Source organism: Clostridium gallinarum, from assembly GCF_014836325.1.
GTDB lineage: Bacteria > Bacillota > Clostridia > Clostridiales > Clostridiaceae > Clostridium > Clostridium gallinarum.
The window spans coordinates 1-23906 of sequence record NZ_JACSQZ010000005.1 but is presented as its reverse complement, the minus strand read 5'-3'; the positions used below and the strand labels follow the sequence as shown (position 1 = coordinate 23906).

Annotated in this window: 21 protein-coding genes; 1 reads left to right on the top strand and 20 read right to left on the bottom strand. The window is 29.4% G+C overall.

Annotated elements, in window-relative coordinates:
* Nucleotides 1-346: 346 nt before the first annotated feature.
* From H9660_RS02105 to cdaA, 20 genes are all read right to left on the bottom strand, one after another.
* Nucleotides 347-607 (bottom strand): GIY-YIG nuclease family protein, encoded by a 261-nt coding sequence (locus H9660_RS02105; RefSeq protein ID WP_191748074.1) that lies wholly within the window; start codon nt 605-607, stop codon nt 347-349.
* 97 nt (nt 608-704) lie between these two features.
* Nucleotides 705-1190, bottom strand: coding sequence for a hypothetical protein (locus H9660_RS02100; RefSeq protein ID WP_191748072.1), 486 nt, complete (start codon nt 1188-1190; stop codon nt 705-707).
* A gap of 214 nt (nt 1191-1404) precedes the next feature.
* Complete coding sequence (gene menA / locus H9660_RS02095; RefSeq protein ID WP_191748070.1) at nt 1405-2370, bottom strand: 1,4-dihydroxy-2-naphthoate polyprenyltransferase; 966 nt, start codon at nt 2368-2370, stop codon at nt 1405-1407.
* Nucleotides 2371-2572: 202 nt separating this feature from the next.
* A complete protein-coding gene (ilvC, locus tag H9660_RS02090; protein WP_191748068.1) occupies nt 2573-3577 on the bottom strand; it encodes a ketol-acid reductoisomerase in 1005 nt (334 codons plus the stop codon).
* 21 nt (nt 3578-3598) lie between these two features.
* On the bottom strand, nt 3599-5269 hold the full coding sequence (gene ilvB, locus H9660_RS02085) for a biosynthetic-type acetolactate synthase large subunit (RefSeq protein WP_191748066.1): 1671 nt from the start codon (nt 5267-5269) through the stop codon (nt 3599-3601).
* A 146-nt stretch (nt 5270-5415) separates the two neighbouring features.
* Nucleotides 5416-7074, bottom strand: a complete 1659-nt coding sequence (ilvD, locus tag H9660_RS02080; protein WP_191748064.1) for a dihydroxy-acid dehydratase — start codon at nt 7072-7074, stop codon at nt 5416-5418.
* A gap of 15 nt (nt 7075-7089) precedes the next feature.
* Nucleotides 7090-8160, bottom strand: a complete 1071-nt coding sequence (gene leuB / locus H9660_RS02075) for a 3-isopropylmalate dehydrogenase (protein ID WP_191748062.1) — start codon at nt 8158-8160, stop codon at nt 7090-7092.
* Nucleotides 8161-8304: 144 nt separating this feature from the next.
* Entirely contained in the window at nt 8305-8787 is a 483-nt protein-coding gene (gene leuD, locus H9660_RS02070) for a 3-isopropylmalate dehydratase small subunit (RefSeq protein WP_191748060.1), read from the bottom strand.
* A gap of 135 nt (nt 8788-8922) precedes the next feature.
* The gene (gene leuC, locus H9660_RS02065) at nt 8923-10188 is read right to left on the bottom strand and encodes a 3-isopropylmalate dehydratase large subunit (RefSeq protein ID WP_191748058.1); all 1266 of its coding nucleotides are present in this window, start codon (nt 10186-10188) and stop codon (nt 8923-8925) included.
* 16 nt (nt 10189-10204) lie between these two features.
* Nucleotides 10205-11800 carry a citramalate synthase gene (cimA, locus tag H9660_RS02060; RefSeq protein ID WP_191748056.1) on the bottom strand — a complete coding sequence of 532 codons (1596 nt, stop codon included), beginning with the start codon at nt 11798-11800 and terminating at the stop codon, nt 10205-10207.
* Nucleotides 11801-11951: 151 nt separating this feature from the next.
* Nucleotides 11952-12464, bottom strand: coding sequence for an acetolactate synthase small subunit (gene ilvN / locus H9660_RS02055; RefSeq protein ID WP_191748054.1), 513 nt, complete (start codon nt 12462-12464; stop codon nt 11952-11954).
* A 660-nt stretch (nt 12465-13124) separates the two neighbouring features.
* Complete coding sequence (gene ygiD, locus H9660_RS02050; RefSeq protein WP_341479561.1) at nt 13125-13901, bottom strand: 4,5-DOPA-extradiol-dioxygenase; 777 nt, start codon at nt 13899-13901, stop codon at nt 13125-13127.
* Between the two features lie 211 nt (nt 13902-14112).
* On the bottom strand, nt 14113-15456 hold the full coding sequence (gene glmM / locus H9660_RS02045; protein ID WP_191748041.1) for a phosphoglucosamine mutase: 1344 nt from the start codon (nt 15454-15456) through the stop codon (nt 14113-14115).
* Nucleotides 15457-15545: 89 nt separating this feature from the next.
* Nucleotides 15546-15845 (bottom strand): YerC/YecD family TrpR-related protein, encoded by a 300-nt coding sequence (locus H9660_RS02040; protein ID WP_191748039.1) that lies wholly within the window; start codon nt 15843-15845, stop codon nt 15546-15548.
* A 101-nt stretch (nt 15846-15946) separates the two neighbouring features.
* Nucleotides 15947-16777 (bottom strand): AIM24 family protein, encoded by an 831-nt coding sequence (locus H9660_RS02035; RefSeq protein WP_191748037.1) that lies wholly within the window; start codon nt 16775-16777, stop codon nt 15947-15949.
* Between the two features lie 62 nt (nt 16778-16839).
* Nucleotides 16840-17910 carry a butyrate kinase gene (gene buk / locus H9660_RS02030; RefSeq protein WP_191748034.1) on the bottom strand — a complete coding sequence of 357 codons (1071 nt, stop codon included), beginning with the start codon at nt 17908-17910 and terminating at the stop codon, nt 16840-16842.
* A 20-nt stretch (nt 17911-17930) separates the two neighbouring features.
* Nucleotides 17931-18839, bottom strand: coding sequence for a phosphate butyryltransferase (gene ptb, locus H9660_RS02025; RefSeq protein ID WP_191748032.1), 909 nt, complete (start codon nt 18837-18839; stop codon nt 17931-17933).
* Between the two features lie 212 nt (nt 18840-19051).
* A complete protein-coding gene (locus H9660_RS02020) occupies nt 19052-20653 on the bottom strand; it encodes an NAD(P)/FAD-dependent oxidoreductase (protein WP_191748030.1) in 1602 nt (533 codons plus the stop codon).
* 279 nt (nt 20654-20932) lie between these two features.
* Nucleotides 20933-22195, bottom strand: coding sequence for a CdaR family protein (locus H9660_RS02015; protein ID WP_191748028.1), 1263 nt, complete (start codon nt 22193-22195; stop codon nt 20933-20935).
* Entirely contained in the window at nt 22168-23019 is an 852-nt protein-coding gene (cdaA, locus tag H9660_RS02010; RefSeq protein ID WP_191748026.1) for a diadenylate cyclase CdaA, read from the bottom strand. The genes H9660_RS02015 and cdaA overlap by 28 nt, the downstream gene beginning before the upstream one ends.
* Nucleotides 23020-23172: 153 nt before the next feature.
* Here cdaA and H9660_RS02005 point away from each other — a divergent pair.
* Nucleotides 23173-23906, top strand: a 734-nt coding sequence (locus H9660_RS02005; protein ID WP_191748024.1) for a hypothetical protein, incomplete at its 3' end; no start/stop codon positions are given.

Here is a 23906-nt window from a genome sequence, read left to right as displayed (position 1 = left end):
AACTCCTTCTCATATTCATTCGAATGAGTAAGTTCGCCTGACTAAATCAAAGATTTAGAGGCTCACTTAAGTTCTGGCGCTTTTATTTTTTATATTTCATCTTATGCACTTCAAATTAAAATCTATACTAATTTTATCATACTTTTCATCAAAATCAATGATTTTAAGTTAAATTTAATTATTTATATCCATTTTGGTAATTTATTTCTATATTACTTCTTTTTTCTCATGTTTTCTCTTATTAACAACTATACATATAGAGGTCTAGACATTTTTACAATTCATAATTGATAATTCAGAATTATAATTATGGGAAAACTCAGCTTAAGCTGAGTTTCTATAATATTCAAATTGCACTATTCTTAATAAAACCATCTATTAATTTTAATTTTTCTTGTCTAGATAATTGTTTTATTGCATATTCTCTTTTCATTGCATCTTTTTTTTCTTCAAATTCTTCGTAATATACTATTTCCACTGGAAGTCTAGCCTTAGTATATTTAGCACCTTTTCCACTATTATGAGCTTTTAATCTTTTTTCTAAGGATGTTGTCCACCCCGTATATAAAGTATCATCAGAACACTTTACTATATAAACATAATTCATCCTATCACCTAATAATTTTTTTAATAACATTCTAGATAAATTATAACTCAATAAAAGGTTATCTTAAACTATTCTCTTAAGATAACCCTTCTAAATTTTACTTTAGTGAATTTTCTATTCTATTTTTCATTTCTTCTACCTTATCTTTAGCAACATCAACTTTTTCACTTATAGCCCTATCATATTCGTTAAAAAGATTTTCCATATCATCTACTGTACTTTTTAATGATGCATTTTCTACTGTATTTCTTATATTACTTATTTCACCTTTAAATTCAGTTTTATACTTATCCCACTCATCTACATTTACTTTATCTACACCTGCGTCTACTTTACTTTTAAGTTCAGTATATAAATTTTCAATATTTCTTTTTGATTCATCCATATTATTTTCAAGTGATGATTCTGGCATAATATTGCCATTAGGATTCATATCATTAGTCATATTACCGTTATGGTCCATCTCATTAGCCATATCAGAATTAGCATTATTATTTGTTGTTGAATTATCTGTTTCATTTTTTCCACAGGCAACTAGTCCTAAAGTACAAGCTATTAACATTCCTATTAATAATTTTTTCATTAAATTACCTCCTTATTATTAAGTCATTTTTATTTTCTCTCTTCTTATATAAATTATACTCTTAGTTAATTTTCATTTATTTATCTATCTTTTATAAAACACTATTAATATGATAAGATTTTTAAACAAAAAAATGTTTCTATTAATTTTGCTAATTTATATTGCTACAAAATTAATAGAAACACTTTTAATTTTATTGATTTTAATTTTTTTATTAACTATTACTTATAAACTGTAGTATTATTCCACCTAGTATAGTTAAATCGTAAATTAAGTTAGTAATAACAAAATTTTTCACAGCTAAGATAAAAGTATCTTTTTTGGTTTGAAGCTTTTTAAATTTCTTTATATTTCCTTCAACTAATTTTAATACTAATAAAGTTACTATAGAAATCACAGGTAAAGCTCCCATTATAACAGCTAAAATTATTGATATAAACCCAATATAATATAGCCACTTAAACAGATTTAAAGCTCTTTCCTTCCCTATGTAAATTGGTAAAGTATATCTTTTATTTTCTATATCTTCTTCCATATCACAAATATTATTTGCCAGCATTATGTTAGCTATTCCCATTATTGGTGATAAGCTTACTAAAACAATGTTTATTAATTCTATAATATTTATATTAATATTTATATTCCTTAAATCAGTAAATGATATATTTAGTATTCCAGCATCAAAAACATGAATATATATCGATAAAAATGTTATTCCAAATCCCATAGCAAGTCCAGAAAGGATTTCCCCAAAAGGAGTTCTCGAAATTGGAATAGGTCCAAAAGAATATGTAATTCCAATAAAAAATGATACAACTCCAATTAATAAAACTATTATATTAGTATTTTTAACTAATAATAATCCTAATAAAGCTGCAACAACTAACATAATAACAATTGTTAATTTTACTATTTTAGGATTTAATTTATGGCTTACTATTGCATTATGAGTTTCATAACCATAGCCTTCCTTTTTTATAGCCTTTGCATAATCCATATAATTATTTATAGCTGTTGTAGTCATATCAAATATTATCATTGATAAAAACATTATAATTGCATTGTTTATATTAAAATTATCATACCTATATAAAGCATAAAAAGTACCTAAGAAATATGGAATAACACTTGCCACTTTTGTTTGTATTTCTACTAATTTTAAAAAGCTTTTAATATTCATTTTACCCTCCATTTATTTTTATTACTTCATTATTTTAACACAAAACAACAAAAGATATAAACATTATATTCCTTGCTCCGTCGCATACGCTCCAAGTCGCCCTCATACAATGTTTATATCTTTCCAAACTGAAGGATTTTTTTCCTTAATTCTTCATTCTTAACTTTTAATTTTTCATTATAAAAATGCTCACATTTTTATTTTAGTCTAGTTTTTTATTGTCTATCCAGCTCATCATTTCTCTAAGTTCTTTACCAACTTTTTCAATAGGATGTTCTGCTTCCATCTTTCTTCTTGCATTAAACATAGGTCTTCCTACTTGGTTTTCTAATAACCAGTTCTTTGCAAATGTTCCATCTTGGATTTCTTTTAAAACTTTTTTCATTTCTTTCTTTGTTTCATCTGTTACTATTCTATCTCCAACCATGTAGTCACCATATTCAGCAGTATCTGAAATTGAATATCTCATCATACTCATACCACCTTGATATAGTAAATCTACTATTAGTTTCATTTCATGTAAACACTCAAAATATGCATTTTCTGGTGCATAACCAGCTTCTACTAAAGTTTCAAATCCAGCTTTTATAAGAGCTGTACATCCTCCACATAAAACTGCTTGTTCTCCAAATAAATCTGTTTCAGTTTCATCTTTAAATGTAGTTTCTAAAACTCCAGCTCTAGCTCCACCTACTCCATTTGAATATGCAAGTGCTAAATCACGAGCATTTCCAGTAGCATCTTGATATACAGCTATTAAACATGGAACTCCTGATCCTTCTGTGTAAGTTCTTCTTACCATATGTCCAGGTCCCTTAGGCGCACACATAAATACATCTACATCTGCTGGTGGTACTATTTGTCCATAATGAATATTAAATCCATGAGCAAATACTAATGCATTTCCAGCTTCTAAGTTTGGTGCTATTTCACTTTTATAAACTTGTGCTTGTTTTTCATCTGGTAATAAAATCATTATAACATCAGCAGCCTTTGTTGCTTCTGCAACTGTAGCAACTTCTAATCCTGCTTTTTCAGCTCTTTCCCAAGATTTACTTCCATTATAAAGACCAACAACAACATCTATTCCACTTTCTTTTAAGTTTAATGCATGTGCGTGTCCTTGGCTACCATATCCAACTATAGCTACTTTCTTCCCACTTAATAATTCTAAATTTGTGTCCTTTTCATAATACATTTTTGCCATTTGTCTAACCCCCTAATTATTTTAAACATCTTCTTCGCATATTATTTCATTAATTGGTGCACCAGGTGCAACCATAGGAAATACTTTTTTATCATTGTGAATCACATAGTCTATTACAACTGGTCCATCATACTCTAAAGCATTCTTTAATACAGGTACAAGTTCTTCTTTTTCAAAAACTCTATATCCCTTTCCTCCAAAAGCTTCTACTAATTTCACAAAATCTGTAGACCTATTTAATGTTGTAGAAGAATATCTTCCTTCGTAGAAAAAGTTTTGCCATTGCCTAACCATTCCTAATGAATTATTATTAACTATTATAACTTTTACTGGTAAATTATTTTTTACTGCTGTGGCTAATTCATTACAATTCATACCAAAGCTCCCATCACCAGCTATATTAAAAACTGTCTTATCTTTTAAAGCCATTTGTGCCCCAATTGAAGCTCCTAACCCATATCCCATTGTTCCAAGTCCACCTGATGATATAAAAGTTCTTGGAGTTTTATAATCAAAATATTGAGCTGCCCACATTTGATGTTGTCCAACTTCTGTTGACAAAACAAAACTTCCATCATCTAGCTCACTTAATTTTCTAAATAAAAATTCTGGAGTTAATTCTCCTGTTTCAGAAGTTTCCTTAATGCTTAATGATTTAAGTTCATTCATTTTTTTAATCCAATCATCATTCTTTTTTTCTTTAAGAAGTAGAATTAATTTTTGAAGAACTATCTTTAAGTCTCCTATAATAAAAGCATCTACTTTTATATTTTTATTAATTTCTGCTGGATCTACATCTATATGAATTATCTTTGCATTCTTTATATGATTTTGGTTATTAATAACTCTATCACTAAATCTAGCTCCTAAAGTTATTAGTAAATCACATTTACTAGTTAATATATTCGATACTTTGCTTCCATGCATTCCAATCATTCCAGTATATAATGGATGGTCATATGGAAAGGATGATATCGCCATAAGAGAAGTTGCAATTGGTGAGTTAATCTTATTAACTATTTCTTTAAGTTCTTCATAAGCTCCAGCTGCTACTATTCCCCCTCCTGCGTATATAAAAGGATTTTCAGATTCATTTATTAATTTTGCTACAGTTTCTAAAGCTTCATCTGTTATATACTTAGTTCTTCTTTCTATTTTTTTAGGAACTATCGGTTCATAAATTGCTTTAGCTGCTGTTATATCCTTTGGAATATCTATAAGAACTGGACCGGGTCTTCCTTCTTGAGCTATATAGAAAGCTTCCCTTACTATTCTCTGCAAATCATTAACATCTTTAACTATATAATTGTGTTTAGTAACTGGCATTGTTATACCTGTTATATCAACCTCCTGAAAACTATCCTTTCCAAGAAGCTGCTTAGTTACATTACCAGTTATAGCTACCATTGGAATCGAATCCATATATGCCGTTGCTATACCAGTAACTAAATTAGTTGCCCCAGGCCCAGAAGTAGCTAAACAAACTCCAACCTTTCCAGTTGCCCTTGCATATCCATCTGCTGCATGAGATGCCCCTTGCTCATGAGCTGTCAATATATGAGTTATCTTTTCTCTATACTTATACAATTCATCATATATATTAAGAACAGCCCCTCCAGGATATCCAAATATAGTATCAACACCCTCATCTAAAAGAGATTTTATTAATATCTCAGCTCCCGTCAAAAACATAAATACCCCCCTTTTTTAATGTAGAATTAAGAATTAAAAATGAAAAATTAATGTTATAATTCAGCAAAGCTTAATTATTTTTAAATTCTTCTAAACTCCGAAGGAGTTTATTCCTTAATTCTACATTCTTAATTTTTCATTCTTAATTACTTAAGTATAGCTCCTGTGCTTGCTGAACTTACTAGCTTAGCGTATCTTGATAGGTATCCTTCTTTTACTTTTGGCTCTAGTGGTTTTAGATTTTTTCTTCTTTCTTCTAAAACATCATTATCTACTAAAAGTTCTAGCTTTTTGTTTGGTATATCTATTGATATAATATCCCCTTCTTCTACTAGGGCTATTGTGCCTCCTTCTGCTGCTTCTGGTGAAATATGTCCTATTGCTGCACCTTTTGTTGCTCCACTGAATCTACCATCTGTAATAAGTGCTACGTATTTATCTAGTCCCATACCTGCTATTGCTGAAGTTGGTGATAGCATTTCTCTCATTCCAGGTCCGCCTTTAGGTCCTTCATATCTAATTACTACCACATCACCTTTAACTATTTTCTTTGAAAGAATTGCATCAATTGCATCTTCTTCTGAATCAAATACTCTTGCTGGCCCTTTATGTGTTAGCATTTCTTTTAATACTGCTGATTTTTTAACTACAGCTCCATCCTCAGCTAGATTTCCTCTTAAAATTTGTATTCCACCTGTTTCACTAAATGGAGTATCTATATTTCTTATTACATTGTAGTCAAGAACTTCTACTCCCTCTAAGTTTTCTCTGTGAGTTTTTGAAGTAGCTGTTATACAATCTAAGCTTAATAAATCCTTCTTAGATAGTTCCTTCATAACTGCTTGAATTCCACCTGCCCAGTATAATTCTTCTATATGAGTATCTGAAGCTGGTGCTAGCTTACAAAGATTTGGTGTTTTTGAGGATACTTCATTTATAGTTTCTAAATTCATTTCAACCTTAGCTTCATTTGCTATAGCTGTTAAATGAAGTACACTATTTGTAGAACATCCAAGTGCCATATCCACAGTTAATGCATTTCTTATAGATTTTTCATTTACTATATCTCTTGGCTTAATATCCTTTTCTAATAAATCCATTATTTTCATACCAGCATATTTAGCAAGTCTTAATCTTTCTGAATATACTGCTGGCACTGTTCCATTTCCAGGTAGCCCTAATCCTAAAACTTCTGCTAAACAGTTCATTGAATTTGCTGTAAACATACCTGAACATGATCCACATGTTGGGCATGCCTTATTTTCCATATCACATAAATCTCCCTCTAAAAGAGTTCCATTCTCAAAAGCCCCTACTGCTTCAAACATAGTTGAAAGAGATATTTCTTTACCCTTAAACTTACCAGCAAGCATTGGCCCACCACTTATAATTATTGATGGAATATTAAGTCTTAATGCTGCCATCATCATCCCTGGAACTATTTTGTCACAGTTTGGAATTAATACTAAAGCATCAAAAGCATGAGCTTTTACCATACATTCAATGGTATCTGCTATAAGCTCTCTTGTTGCTAATGAGTATTTCATTCCTTCATGTCCCATTGCTATTCCATCACAAACACCTATAGTTGGAAATACTATAGGAGTTCCACCTGCTATTAATACTCCCTTTTTAACAGATTCTACTATTTTATCTAAATTTATATGTCCTGCAATAATATCATTTTGAGATGTTACTACTCCAATTAATGGTTTGTTTATTTCTACATCAGTAAGACCAGTTGCCTTAAGTAATGATCTATGTGGAGCTTTTTGTGGCCCCTTTTTAACTACATCACTTCTCATCTAATCACCTCTTATCTAAATTTTTTCTAAAACCAGCCTTCCTATTTCACTAGTTCCAACTAGCTTCATTCCAGGGCTCATTATATCCCCTGTTCTATATCCCTCTTCTAAAACTTTAATAACAGCATCTTCAATTACCTTTGCTTCTTTTTCTAAATTAAAACTAAACTTTAACATCATTGCTGCTGAAAGTATTGTTGCAAGTGGATTCGCTACTCCCTTACCTGCAATGTCTGGTGCACTTCCATGTATAGGCTCGTACATTCCATTCTTTCCATCACCTAAAGATGCTGAAGGAAGCATACCAATAGATCCTGTTATCATACTTGCTTCATCTGATAAAATATCCCCAAACATATTAGATGTAACTATTACATCAAATTGTCTTGGATCTCTTACTAATTGCATTGCTGCATTATCTACGTACATATGATTAACTTTAACTTCTGGGTAATCCTTAGAAACTTCTTCTATAACACTTCTCCAAAGCCTTGAAGTTTCTAATATATTTGCCTTATCAACGCTAGTAAGTTTTTTACCTCTCTTCATAGCTGTTTCAAAAGCAATTTTAGCTATTCTTCTTACTTCATTTACATTGTATCTTTCAGTATCATAAGCCCCTTTTACTCCGTCAGCTTCTTCTCTGCCTCTTTCGCCAAAATATATACCTCCAGTTAATTCCCTAACTACGCATATATCTATTCCATCTCCAATTATGCTATCTTTAAGAGGAGATGCTTCTTTTAAAGGTGCATATAAAAGCGCTGGTCTTAAATTACAATATAAATTTAATCCACCTCTTAACCCAAGCAATGCTTGCTCCGGTCTAACCTTTGCATTAGGATCATCCCATTTCGGTCCACCAACAGCACCTAAAAGAACAGCATCAGCTTTCTTGCAAGCCTCTAAAGTTTCCTCAGGAAGCGGTGTTCCCTTCTCATCAATAGCACATCCCCCTGCTAATAAATACTCATATTCAAATTTATGATTAAATTTATCCCCAACATAATTTAAAACATTCACAGTTTGTTCCACAACCTCTGGACCAATTCCATCCCCAGGTATAACAGCTACTTTATAATTCATTTAAACTCCCCCTGTTTTTAATGTAGAATGTAAAATTAAGAATTAAAAATTATTGTTATAATTCAGCGAGCTGAATTATTAATTTTTTCATAACTAAGCTCTGCTTAGTTATTTCCTAAATTCTACATTCTACATTCTTAATTTTTAATTCTTAATGTAGTTTATTAATCCACCACAGTTTATTATTTTTTGCATGAATTCTGGGAATGGTTCTCCCTGATATTCTTGTTTTTTTGTGTTATTTTTTATTATTCCTGTTGTAAAATCTATTTCTAATTCGTCTCCTGCATCTATTGCTTTTACAGCTTCATCGCATTCTAATATAGGTAATCCAATATTTATTGCATTTCTATAAAATATCCTTGCAAATGTAGATGCTATAACACAACTTACACCACTTTCTTTTATAGCTATTGGTGCATGTTCTCTTGATGATCCACAGCCAAAGTTTTTATTTGCAACTATGATATCTCCTTGCTTAACATTTTTTATAAATTCCTTATCTATATCCTCCATACAGTGACTAGCTAATTCCTTAGGATCAGAAGTATTCAAATACCTAGCAGGAATTATTACATCTGTATCTACATTATCTCCATATTTAAAAACACTACCTTTTGCTTTCATTTAAAAGCCCCCTTTTTATAATGTAAAATGTAAAATTAAAAATGTAGAATTATGGATAATTCAGCGTTGCTGAATTTTAATTTATATATAACTTAGCTTTGCTAAGTTATTTCCTTAATTCTTCATTTTTCATTCTTAATTATTAATTTCCTCAGGGTTTGTTATCTTCCCTGTTATTGCTGATGCTGCTGCAACTGCTGGACTTGCTAGGTAAACTTCTGATTCAACGTGTCCCATTCTACCTACAAAGTTTCTGTTTGTTGTTGATACTGCTCTTTCTCCTTTTGCTAGGATTCCCATATGTCCTCCTAAGCATGGTCCGCATGTCGATGTTGAAAATACTGCTCCAGCTTCTACTAAATCCTTAATTATTCCTTCTTCTAATGCTTGAAGGTAAATCTTTTGAGTTCCTGGGAATACTATACATCTAATTCCCTTTTTAATTTTCTTTCCTTTTAAGATATCTCTTGCAATTCTTAAGTCAGATATTCTTCCATTAGTACATGATCCTATAACCACTTGATCTAATTCTATATCTCCAACTTCATCAATAGTCTTTGTGTTTTCTGGTAAATGAGGAAATGCTACAGTTGGTTTTAATGAGCTTAAATCTACTTCATAAACTTCGTCATATTCAGCATCTTCATCAGCTTCATAAACCTTCCACTCTCTATTTGAATGATCTTTTAAATATTCAACAGTTACTGAATCTACTGGGAAAATCCCATTTTTCCCACCTGCTTCAATAGCCATATTTGCCATAGTAAATCTATCATCTATAGAAAGATGCTTTATTCCATCTCCAACAAACTCCATTGATTTATACAGTGCTCCATCTACACCTATCATTCCAATAATATGAAGTATTATATCTTTACCACTTACCCATTTAGCTGGTCTATTTTTTAGAACAAATTTTATTGCTGATGGAACCTTAAACCAACACTTTCCTGTTGCCATACCAGCAGCCATATCTGTAGAACCTATTCCTGTTGAAAAAGCTCCTAATGCTCCATAAGTACAAGTATGTGAATCTGCTCCAATAACAACATCTCCTGCTACTACTAATCCCTTTTCAGGAATTAAACAATGTTCAATTCCCATTTCTCCAACATCAAAATAATTTGTTATTTCCTTTTCCTTAGCAAATTCTCTTATAAATTTATTTTGTTCTGCTGCTTTTATATCCTTATTAGGAGTAAAGTGATCTGGAACTATTGCCACCTTCTCCTTATCAAAAACTTTATCTAACTTTAATTTATAAAATTCATTAACTGCTACTGGAGATGTAATATCATTTCCAAGTACTAAATCTAAATTAGCCTCTATTAATTGCCCTGCCTTTACATTTTCTAACCCTGCATGAGCTGCAAGAATTTTTTGAGTCATAGTCATTCCCATTTGTTTATCCCCCTTTTTAAAAATAAGTTTTTAATTTCTTTTCAATATCCTTTATTAATTTATATTCAATTGAATCAACTAAAGCTATTAAACTAGCTTGTACAACGTCTCTAGATACCCCAACTGTACTCCAGTTTTCTATTCCATCTGTTGATTCTATAAGAACTCTTACCTTTGCACCTGTAGCACTTTCTGAATCTAAAACCCTTACTTTATAATCTACAAGTCTTACTTCCTTTAACTGTGGATAGAAGGCTTCTAAGGCTTCCCTTAAAGCTTTATCTAATGCATTAACAGGTCCTTCTCCTTCGGCTGCTGTCATTTTGTTCTTTCCCTCAACTATTACATTTATTAATGCTGTTGAGGTAAATTCTTTAGTATTCCAGGATTTCTCCCCAATAGTTTTAAAATGCTTAAGTTCAAAAAACGGCTTATATTTTCCTATTGTCTTTCTAATTAAAAGTTCTACTGTTCCTTCAGCACCTTCAAATTTATATCCTTCATACTCTAACTCTTTAAGTCTATTAGTTACTTTTTCAACTTCTTTACTTTCTCTTGTTATACTTGGAAAAATCTTTTGAATTTCTTTTACAATAGTACTCTTCCCACTTACCTCTGATACTAAAAACCTTCTATCATTTCCTACAATCTCAGGACTTATATGTTCATAAGATCCAGGATTTTTAAAAATAGCATCTATATGCATTCCACCCTTATGAGCAAAAGCTGATGCACCTACATATGGCATATTATCTAATAACTTTATATTTGATATTTCTGAAATATACTTTGCAGTTTTGGTTAATTCTAAAATATTTTCTTCTAAAATCACTTCATACCCAAGTTTTAATTGTAAAGTAGGTATTATTGCAGATAAATTTGCATTCCCACATCTTTCCCCAACACCTATAAAGGTTCCTTGTATATGACATACTCCATTTTCTACTGCTATTATTGAATTTGAAACTGCCATACCTATATCGTTATGACAATGAATTCCTATTCTCCCTCCTACAGTTGTAACTACAACTTTTACAATATTTTCAATTTCAGAAGTTAAAGTTCCTCCATTTGTATCACAAAGTACAACTACATCTGCTCCTGCTTCCTTTGCTACAAGTAAAGTTTTAATAGCATATTCAGGATTTGCTTTATATCCATCAAAGAAATGTTCACTATCAAATATAACTTCTTTATTATCACTTTTTAGATACTCTATAGAATCTCTTATCATATTTAAATTTTCTTCTAATGTAGTGCTTAATATTTTTAAAACTTGGAAGTCCCACGCCTTTCCAAATATAGCTACCACATCTGTTTCCGCTTTAAGTAAACTCTTTATATTATTATCTTCTTCAATATTTATATTTGCCTTCCTTGTTGATCCAAAAGCTACTAGCTTAGAATTTTTAAGTTCAATTTCTTTCATCTTCTTAAAAAACTCCATGTCCTTCGGATTAGATCCAGGATTACCAGCCTCTATATAAGAAACCCCAATTTTATCTAAAGCTATAGCAACCTTTATCTTATCCTCAAGAGAAAATGATATATCCTCACCCTGTGCCCCATCTCTTAAGGTAGAATCAAAAATTTCTATACACCTATTGCTCATTGCATCCACCCCCAATTTGAATGTAGAATGTAAAATTAATAATGTAGAATTATGGATAATTCAGCATAGCTGAATTTAAATCTATTATTTTTATAACTTAGCTAAGCTAAGTTATTTCATTAATTTTTCATTCTTAATTTTTCATTTTTAATTAGTCGAAGTATTCTCCATAATCTGTAATATTTTTATCTCCTCTTTCTAATGCTGCGATTCCTGTTCTAACTATTTCTACTATTCCATAGTCTTCCATAAGTTCTATTAAAGCATTTATCTTGCTATCATCACCTGTTAATTCAATAGTTACTGTATTATGAGCTACATCTATTATCTTGCTTCTAAATATCTTAACTACCTCATTTATTGCCCCTCTTTTTTCTGGTGAAGCTTGTACTTTAACTAAAACCAGCTCTCTATAAACTGAATATTCCGACTTTAATTCATGTACTCTTAAAACATCTTCTAACTTATTAAGCTGTTTAGTAAACTGTTCTAGAACATCATCATTTCCCATTAGAACTATAGTCATCCTAGATATTTCCTCATTTTCAGTTCTTCCTACTGTCAAACTATCAATATTAAACCCACGTCTAGCAAATAGTCCTGAGACCCTGGTCAAAACCCCTGATGAATTTCTAACTAATACAGATAATACATGTCTTTCCAATCTCTTAGCCCCCTTTTAAAAAATTGTTTAAAAAAACCACCCTTAATGATAGCTCACTATGGTGGTAATAAAATCCGCCTTAATTTATACAATCACTAGGTTCTAACAAACCCTTGCCTTTAACGGTGCTTACCGGTTATCGCTTACTCATACATCATTGTACTTTCTGGACACTGCTCCGGAGTGATTTTTAATTAGTAAAGTATCCATTCACACCTACCATGGACTCTCTGAAACTTTTTATCTAAATAAATGTCTCCTTCTTTGCATTTATAATTCATACGGTCATATTAAATTTTGTTATTGCTAAAATTTTACTACCCATTTATGGAAGTGTCAAGAATTTAAAGCAAACTTTACCAATTCGTTTTTTGAAGCCTTTTTCATTTGCTTTTTATTACTAATTTAATACTATTTTACTATTATTATTATGTAATTAATAAATATTTTTCTATTATTATATTTTTATTTTATTTTTATTTTTTATTTTTTAACAAATCAATTTTTAATTAAAATCTAAGCTCAAGATTAATTTTTATAATTATTCTAGTATATTTATTTAAATACAAAAAGGATATAAATCTTATATCCAAATTGATGACTAACTTATTAGCCATATTTATATAAGGTTTTATATCCTAATTCTTAATTTATTTTTCTTTATCCAATTTTGATACAAGTCATTGAAACAGAAGAATTTTGTATACTTTGATGAATAATTTCTACATTATCATCTTTTTCTTGTGATCCAATTACATATAATAGTGGTAGAAAATGTTCATCTGTTGGTACAGCAAGTTTAGATATATCTCCCAAATCTTTATAGTTAATTAATATATCATGATTATAATTTTTAACTGCATTAATTATATAATTATCGAAAGCTTCTGCCCAATCATATGGTTTTCCGTAAACATCATAATCTGCTGCTCTTAAGTTATGAACTATATCTCCACTACCTATTATTAAAATTCCTTCATTTCTAAACTTAGATAGTTTTTTACCTAAATTATAATGTTCTTTCTCTGTCAATTTAGCATTCAAGCTTAATTCTATAACAGGTATATTAGCCTTTGGATAAACATATTTTAAAACTCCCCAAGCTGCATGGTCTAACCCCCACTCATCAGTAAGCTCTACTCCTTCTGATTTAATTTCTTTATATATTCTTTCAGCATATTCTTTTCCACCATTAGGTTCATATTTTATATTATATATTTCATCTGGAAATCCATAAAAATCATAAATTTGTTTAGGACTTTCACTATATGTTAAATATGTTCCTTCAGTTTTCCAATGAGCTGAAATTATAAGTATTGCCTTTGGCTCTTCTAACTCTTGTCCAAGTTTTTTTAGTTCTCTTATATATTCGTTATCTAAAATTACATTCATTGGACTTCCATGGGATAAAAATAATACTGGCATCTTTTTATTCACTTAATCACCTCATAAATTCATTTATTATTCACATACTAATAATAATTATCCCCAATGTCAAACAAATTTTTCTACTTTTGCAAAAAGTTATACACAGCTTAATCCAATCTAGAAATAAAAAAGATATAAATATAATTTCCTAAAGAATAAAAAAAGCTCAGACAAAGTCTGAACTCTTTTATAATTATTAACTTTTATTTCTTAATTTACTTTAAATTTTACTTAATATTAAATCTACTAATCCATGAGCCATTTTATCTATTTCTTCTTGGTTTTCTCCCTCTAGCATAACTCTTACTAGTGGCTCTGTACCTGAAGGTCTAATTAAAACTCTTCCTGCTCCATGTAATGCTTCTTCAATTTTCTTAATTTCATTTACTATTTCTTCATCTTCTAAATATATGTTTTTCTTATCATTTGGCACTTTCGCATTTACTAATACTTGTGGAAGCTCTTTCATTATTCCTGCAAGTTCACTTAAAGTTTTTCCACTTCTCTTTCTAATAGCAGCCACTTGTAGAGCTGTTACTAATCCATCTCCAGTTGTATTATAGTCTAGGAATATTATATGTCCAGATTGTTCTCCACCTAATACATATCCATCCTTAATCATTTCTTCTAATACGTATCTATCTCCAACTTTAGTCTTTATAGTCTTAATTCCTTCTTTTTTACAAGCAATATCTAATCCTAAATTACTCATAACTGTAACTACTAATGTATCATCCTTAAGCTTACCTAAATCTTTAAGATATTTTGCACATAACATTAGTATAAAATCTCCATTTATAAGATTTCCTTTTTCATCAACAGCTAAACATCTATCAGCATCTCCATCAAAAGCAAATCCTAAATCACATTTCTTTTTAAGAACATATTCTTGTAGCTCTTCTGGATGAGTCGATCCACAGTTTTCATTTATATTAGTTCCATCTGGATTATCATTAATTACATAAACTTCTGCACCTAGTTCTCTAAAAGCTTTTACAGCAGCTTTATAACAAGCTCCATTTGCACAATCTAATGCAACCTTTAATCCTTTTAAATCTACAGGAATCGTTGATAATGCATAGTCTGTATACTCATCAAGAGCACCTACTTCAATTCTTGATCTTCCTAAATCATGACCTGTTGGACTTGGAACACCTTCAAATCCACTTTCTATAACTCTTTGAATTTCATCTTCTAAATCATCTGGTAGTTTATATCCTTTGTTATCAAAAAACTTAATTCCATTATATTCAACAGGATTATGTGAAGCTGAAATCATAATTCCCGCATCAGCATTATATTCTCTTATTAAATGAGCAACTGCTGGAGTAGGAACAACGCCTAAAATAACTGCTTCAGCACCAACTGATAGTATCCCTGATACTAAAGCCGCTTCTAACATATCTCCTGATATTCTCGTATCCTTAGCCACTAATATTTTTGGTTTGTGAGTTCCTTCTGTTAATACATAAGCACCTGCTCTACCTAATCCATAAGCTATTTCAGATGTTAATTCTGTATTAGCAATTCCTCTAACTCCATCTGTCCCAAACATTCTACCCATATTTTTACCTCGCTTTTTTCAATTAGTTATACATAATATCACAATAATAGTATATATTTATAGTCTATACATTACAACTTTAATATTTCTTAATTTTTTTCTAATCTATTTAAAATTAATTCATATCCACCAGTTCCATAATTTAAGCATCTATTAACTCTACTTATTGTAGCTGTACTAGCTTTAGTTTCTTCAGCTATTTCTGTATAAATCTTTTTATCCTTTAATAGCTTTGCAACATGAATTCTCTGTGCTAATGCTTTTAATTCATTTATAGTTGCAACATCTTCAAAAAAACTATAACATTCATCTATATTTTTTAATTCTAAAACTGCATTAAAAAATAAATCTAATTCTGGGTTTTTTAGCTTACTTTCAACTATACCCAAATAACTCACTCCTAACTTTCCTGTTATCTTTTGAATTTTTATTTATAGTTAGAATTATATATTTACTATTTGCAATTTACAACTCTATTAGGATAAAGTATTTATTCTTCTAAATCATATTCATTAATATATTTTAAATCCTTTAGTCCACTTTCTTTTAAATTCTCATAAATTGAAGCAGTTGGTACTAACCATACTTCTCCCGTTCCATTATAAACATTAAGTAAACCTTCTCCATTTATAGCAGTTCCAATAAGTGTAGTACCTGACTTTTCTACTGTAAAATCTATATTTGCACTTCTTAAAATAGCAAAATTCCCATCTATCTTTAATGTATCTCTAAATAATTTACATCTTAATATTTCTTTTTCTGGCACAGGTATTTCTAATACAACTATTCCACTACCTCTTAATTTAGTCTGATAAAAACCTTCCTTACCAAAAATCATAGAAGAAACATTCTTCTGCATTATAGGTTCAACTTCTACTCCCTTTTCACAAGCATAAAACAACTCATCATCTATTATTATTTCTTCATCTTCTAATTCTATTAATGTAAAATATCCAAATCTAGCCTCTAAAAACACTTCGCCAGTCCCACTAAGTATTGGCTTAAACATTGATTCACCTGTTACCTTATTAGAAAATAGCTTCTTACCTAAACCAACTATACCACCGGTCTTTGTAATAATATCTATATTCCCTTTCATATAACTTAATGCACCAGATTCTATTTTTACTGAACTATCATCTAAAATAATTCTAATCTGCTTTAATCTAATTCCAGAATCCTTCATTAACTTTATTTGTAATGCTGTATTTAAATCTCCTGCTCCTTGTAAACTGTCGTATTCTAATATTTGAAAGGTGCTTTCATTTTTCATTTCTGATATCATAGTTATTCTATTTTTTATATTATCCGAAGTTATCAAAATATCACCCCCAAAAGTATTTTACCATAAAATGAAAATATAAACTTTTTTATAATAAAGAATTAAAAATATTCTTTCGCTTCTTCTTCTCCAGTCATAACTCTAATTGCTCCTTGTGCTAAGGCTAATAGTTCATCTTCTCCAGGATAAACTGTTATAGGTGATATCCATCCCACTCTTTTTTCTAGTTCTTCTATAACTTTTTCTGAGTAAGCTATTCCACCTGTAAATATAATTCTATCTACTTTTCCTTTTAGAACTGTTGCCATTTCTCCTATTGATTTTGAAATTTGATATATAAAAGCATCAAAGCAAAGTTTTGCTTCTTCCTCACCTTCTTCAGCTAACTTTAGTACATCTCTAGCATCATTAGTATTTAAATATGCTACAAATCCACCTTTTCCCACTACCTTATTATACACTTCTTGTTCTGTAAATTCTCCACTATAACAAAGCTTTATAAGATCACCTACTGGAACATTTCCTGCTCTTTCTGGTGAAAATGGGCCTTCACCATCTAATGCATTATTTACATCTATTACTCTTCCATTTTTATGAGCTCCTACAGAAACTCCTCCCCCCATATGAACTACTATCAAATTTAAGTCTGAGTATTTTACTCCAATTTCCTTTGCATATCTTTTAGCTACTGCTTTTTGATTTAATGCATGGAACTTACTTACTCTAGGTAATTCTGGTACTCCTGAAATTCTAGCTACTTCATCAAGCTCATCTACAACTACTGGATCAACTATAAAAGCTGGTATATTTAATTCCTTACCTATTTTATCCGCTATTATTCCACCTAAATTTGAAGCATGTTGTCCTTGAACACCAATTTTTAAATCTTCAATCATTGTTTCATTAACTTTATATGTTCCACTTTCAATAGGCTTTAGCATGCCTCCTCTACCTACAACAGCATTTAAAGATCTTATATCAAAGTTTTTTTCATTTAATATATTAATTATTATATCTTTTCTAAACTTAAATTGATCATATATTGTTTCGTATTTAGATATCTCCTCAATTGAATGTCTTAATGTTTCCTCTAATATTTCTTTCTCACCATCAAAAACTCCTATCTTAGTTGATGTAGAGCCCGGATTTATTATAAGTAATTTTAAACTCATTTAAACTTCCTCTTTTCTTTCTAATTTTTAGCCTCTGCAACTAATGCAGCTAATGCAATTGAGTGTACTTTTGTTTCAATACTATCAGCTCTTGATGTTAATATTACTGGTGCTGATGTTCCAACTAAAAGTCCTCCATTTCTTGATTTTGATGTATATGTTAATGTTTTATACATAACGTTTGCTGCTTCTATATTAGGTAGTAATAGTATATCTGCTTTACCGGCTACTTTTCCTTTTATACCCTTATGCTCTGCTGCCTCTTCTGATAAAGCATTATCTAATGCTAGAGGTCCATCTACTATACATCCTTTAATTTGTCCCCTATCATTCATTTTTGATAATAATGCTGCATCTACAGTTGCTGGCATATCAGGATTCACTACTTCTACTGCACATACTGGTGCAACTTTAGGCATATCTATACCACAAGACTGTGCTACAGCAACTGAATTATTTAATATTTGAATTTTGGCTTTTAAATCTGGATAAGTATTAAAGGCTGCATCTGTTAATAAAATTAATCTATCTATTCCTTCTATTTCAAATACAGATACATGAGACATTAATTTTCCTGTTCTTAAACCTACTTCTTTATTTAATACACTTCTTAAAAATGTAGCTGTATCAACTAACCCCTTCATAACCATATCAGCTTTACCTGATGATACTAATCTTATAGCCTCTAAAGCTGCTTTGTTCACATTCTTTTCATCAACAACTTCAAATTCATTTATATCCATGTTAATTTTATTTGCTATTTCTTTAATTTTTTCTAAATCTCCAACTAAAACAGCATCTGCTATCCCCTTTTCCTTAGCAGCTTTAACAGCTTCTAATACTGGCTCATCTTGTGCTACTGCTACAGCTAATTTTTTCTTTTTACAGTTATTAACCCTTTTTAATAAATCATCAAAATTTCTACTCATTTTACTACCTCTCATTTTATAATATATTTAACAACTAATTATTAACTAATAATTTAGAATTTTCTTTATATAAAAATTATTATAACTCTAATTTTTTCTTTTTACATCATATTTTGTTAAATTTATATCAAATAATGATATAATATTCAAATATTTTGCTTTATATTGTAACAAAAAAATTCTGAAAACTTAAGTTTTCAGAATTTTTCCTTTTACTTCATTGGTTGATACTCTTGTATTATTTTTTCAGCAACCTTTAATCCATCAACAGCTGCAGATATTATTCCACCTGCAAATCCTGCACCCTCTCCAGCTGGATACAATCCTTCAACAGAAATACTTTGTAACTTTTCATTTCTATTCATTCTAACTGGTGCTGATGTTCTTGTTTCTATTCCTGTTAAAACTGCATCATAATTTCCATATCCTTTTATTTTTTTATCAAAATCTACTATTCCTTCTTTTAATGCTTCTATAACATATTCAGGAAGGCATTCTCTTAAATCTTTGAAAACATATCCTGCTGTATAACTTGGAGTTACTTCTCCTAGCTTTGTACTAACCTTATCTTGCATAAAGTCTCCTACTAATTGAACAGGTGCTTTATGATTTCCTCCACCTAATTTATATGCTAAATTTTCATAATGTCTTTGGAATTCCATTCCTCTTAATGGTGAGTCTCCTACAAAGTCATCTGGTCCTACTGTAACTACTAAAGCAGAATTTGCATTATCTAAATCTCTAGCATGATAACTCATTCCATTAGATACTAATCTTTCATTTTCTGAAGCTGCAGCAACTACCACTCCCCCTGGACACATACAGAAAGAATATACTGCTCTTTTTAATTTTTCACTTTGATATGTTAATCTATATTCAGCTGCTTTAAGTCTTGGATGACTATACATTTCTCCATACTGACTTTTATTTATTAATTCTTGAGGATGCTCTATTCTAACACCTATTGCAAAAGCCTTAGGTTCCATAAATACTCCTGACTTATGTAACATTTCATAAGTATCTCTTGAACTATGTCCTATAGCAACAATTAAGTTTTCACATTGAATTTCTTTTCCATTTACTATAATAGACTTTACTTTTCCGTCTTCTATTTCTATTTCTTCTAATTTGGATGAAAATAAAACTTCTCCACCTAATGATTTAATTTTCTCTCTTATATTTTTTACTACTCCCTTTAATAAATCCGTTCCTACATGTGGCTTAGCTATATAAGTTATCTCTTCTGGGGCTCCTGCTTTTACTAATTCTCTTAATACATAGTCACATCTAGTATCTTTGATTCTAGTTGTTAATTTACCATCTGAAAAAGCACCTGCTCCTCCTTCTCCAAACTGAACATTTGATTCTGTATTTAACTTTCCTGTTTTCCAAAAGTTATCAACAGTCTCTGTTCTTTTATCCACATCTTCACCACGTTCTATCACCAATGGTTTATAACCCTTTTCTGCTAAAAGAAGTGCTGCAAATATTCCAGCTGGTCCAAATCCTACTACTACAGGTCTACTTTTAAGTTCTTTATTTCCAAACTCTATTTCTGCATTATATGATGGTATTTCCATTCTTACGTCTTTATCCTTAAGTCTTTTAACTATCTTTTCTTCATTATCATGCTCAATTTCAACACAATAAACATATTTAATATCATGTTTTTTTCTTGCATCTAAACTTTCTTTTATTATTTTAAAGTTTTTTATTTCCTCTTTAGATACTTTTAGTTTTTTCGATACTTTATTTAATAATAAATTTTTATCTTCATCTATACTTAAGGCTATATTATTAATTCTTATGGCCATTTTATCTACTCCTCTATATCATTATATTTTATAAAGATATTTTTCAATTTCTTATTTTAACATATATAATTATAAAAAAATAGGTAAACATTATATTCCTTGCTCCATCACATGCGCTCCAAGTCAACCTCATACAATGTTTACCTCTTTGCAAACTGAAGGAAGGAAAGTATAAATAGTTAGTAATAAGTCATAACTATTTATACTTTCCTATATATAAAAAAATAAATATCATGTTTTGGTAAATTAACTTATAATACCAAAACATGATATTTTTTATTATTCGCTATCATTATTATTTTGATCAGTATTCTCTGGAGCTTGTGCAATTTCTTTTGAAACAGTAATATTTATTTTTTCTACAGATTCTACAGAAAAATTGTTATCTAGGCCTTTTAAAGTTACTTTAGGCTCAGCTTCAAATATTCCTTCTTCTTTATAATTGCTAATATCTAATGTAGCTATTATATTATCTTCTACCACATTTTCTATTTCATCTTGATATCCTTTTATAATAACTTTTATACTTTCTTTACTTGGAAGTACTTTCATTCCTTCATTCGTTCCAGTAGTACTTATCTTTATGCTAAATTCTTTAGTTATCATAGAAATAACATTTACTCTAGCAGTTAAATTTTCTTCTCCTTTAGCTACAGTTACACCTTCAGGTAATACTACACTAAGATTTATATCTTTATTTCCAGTAATAGTCGAAAGATCTATTGAATTAGTATTAACTACATCAATATTATCTAATATTTCTTTAGGTCCTAAAAGTTCCACTGTCTTTCTACTACTATCTATAGATTTTAATTTTACTCCACTTGGTAATTGTCCTGTAGTTGGAATATTTATATTAACAGATTTCCCCTTGCTAACTTTAATTTCTACTTTGGCTACTTTTTCTGAAAGAGTAACTCCTAAAACTTCATTTCCACTTTCATCTATAGGTTTTATCTCATAATTTTCAGTTATATCCTCATTAATATCTTCCTTTTTGTCTGTTACTATTAATTTTGAAACTTTTTCTATAACCGATTCTGCTCCACTTATCTTAATTTCTTCTGGAGTTATCTTAGGAGTAGTAGCAAAATATCCATCCTTAGCAGTAACATTAATATTAGATGTAATTGGCATAGATTTTTCAACCATATCTTCTATGTTAATTGAAATTGTGAGAGTATTGGTATTCCTAATACTAACTGTTATTGGATAATCTTCAATTGATACAGGAACTTTATTCTCTCCCTTTTTCCATGCATATTCACTTAAATCTACCTGAACTTTAAAATCACTTTTCTTTATTTTATTAATATCATTTGTATTACCTTCTATTTTTAAGGTAACATAAAATTCTTGATTTGGAGTCAATGCCAATTTAGATGAGGTTAATGCATCTAAATTTACTAATTCAACTGGTATTTTGCTTATTTCTGTTGTTCTTATTTTATTTTCAACATTAGTAACATAGACCCATAATCCTATAGATAATAAAAGGCATATAAATGGTACTACTAATCTATTTTTTTCCTTCTTATCCATGCCTTCACCTTCTCCCCAGCTGATTTAACTTTCTTTTTATCATTGTGTTGCATCATCTTAAGTAAAATCACCCTTAGCTTTTCTTTATCATAATTTCTAGTTAATCTACCATTTATGGCTAAGGAAATAACACCTGTTTCTTCTGAAACTATAATAATTATAGCATCAGAAATTTCAGATAAGCCTATTGCTGCTCTATGTCTTGTTCCTAATTTTTTATCTATTGTTGTATTATTTGTTAGTGGAAGTACACAACCTGATGCTAATATCCTATCTTTTCTTATTATAGTTGCACCATCATGTAGTGGTGTATTTACTACAAATATGTTTTCAAGCAAATTTGAAGTAATATTTGCATCAAGAATAGTTCCTGAATTTAATATATCTCCTAATCTAGTTGCTTGCTCTACTACAAGCAATGCTCCTGTTTTAGAATCTGCTAAATTCCCTACAGCACTAACAATTTCATTTACAGTAATATTTCTCTTTTCTGCATCCTGTATATTGTGAATTTCTTCAAAAGCACTTCTACCTATATGCTCTAAAGCTCTTCTTATTTCAGGTTGAAAAATAATTACTGCTGATAGTAACCCTACTGTTAAAGTTTTATTTAATATAAAGTTTAGCATTTCTAACTTTAAAATATAGCTTATAGGTATAAGTATAATCATTAGAATAATACCTTTTAAAAGCTGTTCAGCTCTTGTTTCTTTTATTAAGGAATAACCTTTATAAAAAATGTAGGCTACTACTACTATATCCAATATTGATGATATTGATATATTTTTTAATGTATTCATTATAAATGTATTAACTTCTTGCATACAAGGGTCCCCCCTAACTACTTATATATATTAATTATACACTAATTAGTAAAATCTTAGTATAATACTTTATTTTTTTATTGCGTTTTAATAATATTTTAAGATTTTCTATAATATAAATTTATGTAAAGAGAATTTTTAGGTGGTGATTTTATGAATGAAAAATTTTTTACTTATTTTAAAGAAAAAAAGAGTCTTATTATTATATCTTTAACCTTATTCTTTATTTTAATACTATCCTTATTTTTTATAACATATAATTCAAAAGAAAATAGAGCTAAAAGGGATTTAAAGGATATATCTAAGGAAATACTTAATATTAACTCTAACCTTTCTAAGTGTATTAAAGATTTAACTATTGACACAAATACTAGTAAAGAAGTTTTAAGTAATGGAATTTCAGAATTTAATAATATTTCAATATCTATAGATAAGATAGAAGATATTAATGCTGATATTTCTTTAACTAAAGATAATTTAATAAATGCAATAAATTCTACTATTAATTTATACAATGCTTCTTTAATAGTTCTTTCTGACTCTAAATCTATTAGAAGTTCTGATGCTTTGAATAATTTTAATACTTTAAAGGAAAGATGTATATTAGATTATTCTAATCTTGATAGTAATGGAATAAAACTTAAATTTACAGAAGAAAACTTAAATTACTTTGATAATTTTTATAATTATTTAAATACTTTAATTAAAATAAATAGAGATTCTGATTTTAATAGTTCTCAAAAAAGGGATTTCATAAACACTCTTGAAGGATTTAATAAAGATTTAAATTACTTAAATGAGGATTTAACTATAGCTATAAATAAAGTTAGAGAAGATAATAGAGATTTAAAAGTTATTATAGATGACATTTTTAAAAAGGAAGATAC

Bases quoted from the DNA above. Each gene is read 5' to 3' on its own strand.
- ilvC (WP_191748068.1), bottom strand. From the start codon at position 3,577: ATGGCAAAAATGTATTATGAAAAGGACACAAATTTAGAATTATTAAGT.
- glmM (WP_191748041.1), bottom strand. From the start codon at position 15,456: ATGGGTAGAATGTTTGGGACAGATGGAGTTAGAGGAATTGCTAATACA.
- H9660_RS02015 (WP_191748028.1), bottom strand. From the start codon at position 22,195: ATGGATAAGAAGGAAAAAAATAGATTAGTAGTACCATTTATATGCCTT.
- leuB (WP_191748062.1), bottom strand. From the start codon at position 8,160: ATGAATTATAAAGTAGCTGTTATACCTGGGGATGGAATTGGTCCAGAG.
- ilvB (WP_191748066.1), bottom strand. From the start codon at position 5,269: ATGTTTTTGACGGGAGCTGAGATATTAATAAAATCTCTTTTAGATGAG.
- ilvD (WP_191748064.1), bottom strand. From the start codon at position 7,074: ATGAGAAGTGATGTAGTTAAAAAGGGGCCACAAAAAGCTCCACATAGA.
- ptb (WP_191748032.1), bottom strand. From the start codon at position 18,839: ATGAGTAGAAATTTTGATGATTTATTAAAAAGGGTTAATAACTGTAAA.
- cdaA (WP_191748026.1), bottom strand. From the start codon at position 23,019: ATGCAAGAAGTTAATACATTTATAATGAATACATTAAAAAATATATCA.
- cimA (WP_191748056.1), bottom strand. From the start codon at position 11,800: ATGAGCAATAGGTGTATAGAAATTTTTGATTCTACCTTAAGAGATGGG.
- menA (WP_191748070.1), bottom strand. From the start codon at position 2,370: ATGAATATTAAAAGCTTTTTAAAATTAGTAGAAATACAAACAAAAGTG.
- leuD (WP_191748060.1), bottom strand. From the start codon at position 8,787: ATGAAAGCAAAAGGTAGTGTTTTTAAATATGGAGATAATGTAGATACA.
- H9660_RS02100 (WP_191748072.1), bottom strand. From the start codon at position 1,190: ATGAAAAAATTATTAATAGGAATGTTAATAGCTTGTACTTTAGGACTA.
- H9660_RS02105 (WP_191748074.1), bottom strand. From the start codon at position 607: ATGAATTATGTTTATATAGTAAAGTGTTCTGATGATACTTTATATACG.
- H9660_RS02020 (WP_191748030.1), bottom strand. From the start codon at position 20,653: ATGGCCATAAGAATTAATAATATAGCCTTAAGTATAGATGAAGATAAA.
- buk (WP_191748034.1), bottom strand. From the start codon at position 17,910: ATGAGTTTAAAATTACTTATAATAAATCCGGGCTCTACATCAACTAAG.
- leuC (WP_191748058.1), bottom strand. From the start codon at position 10,188: ATGGGAATGACTATGACTCAAAAAATTCTTGCAGCTCATGCAGGGTTA.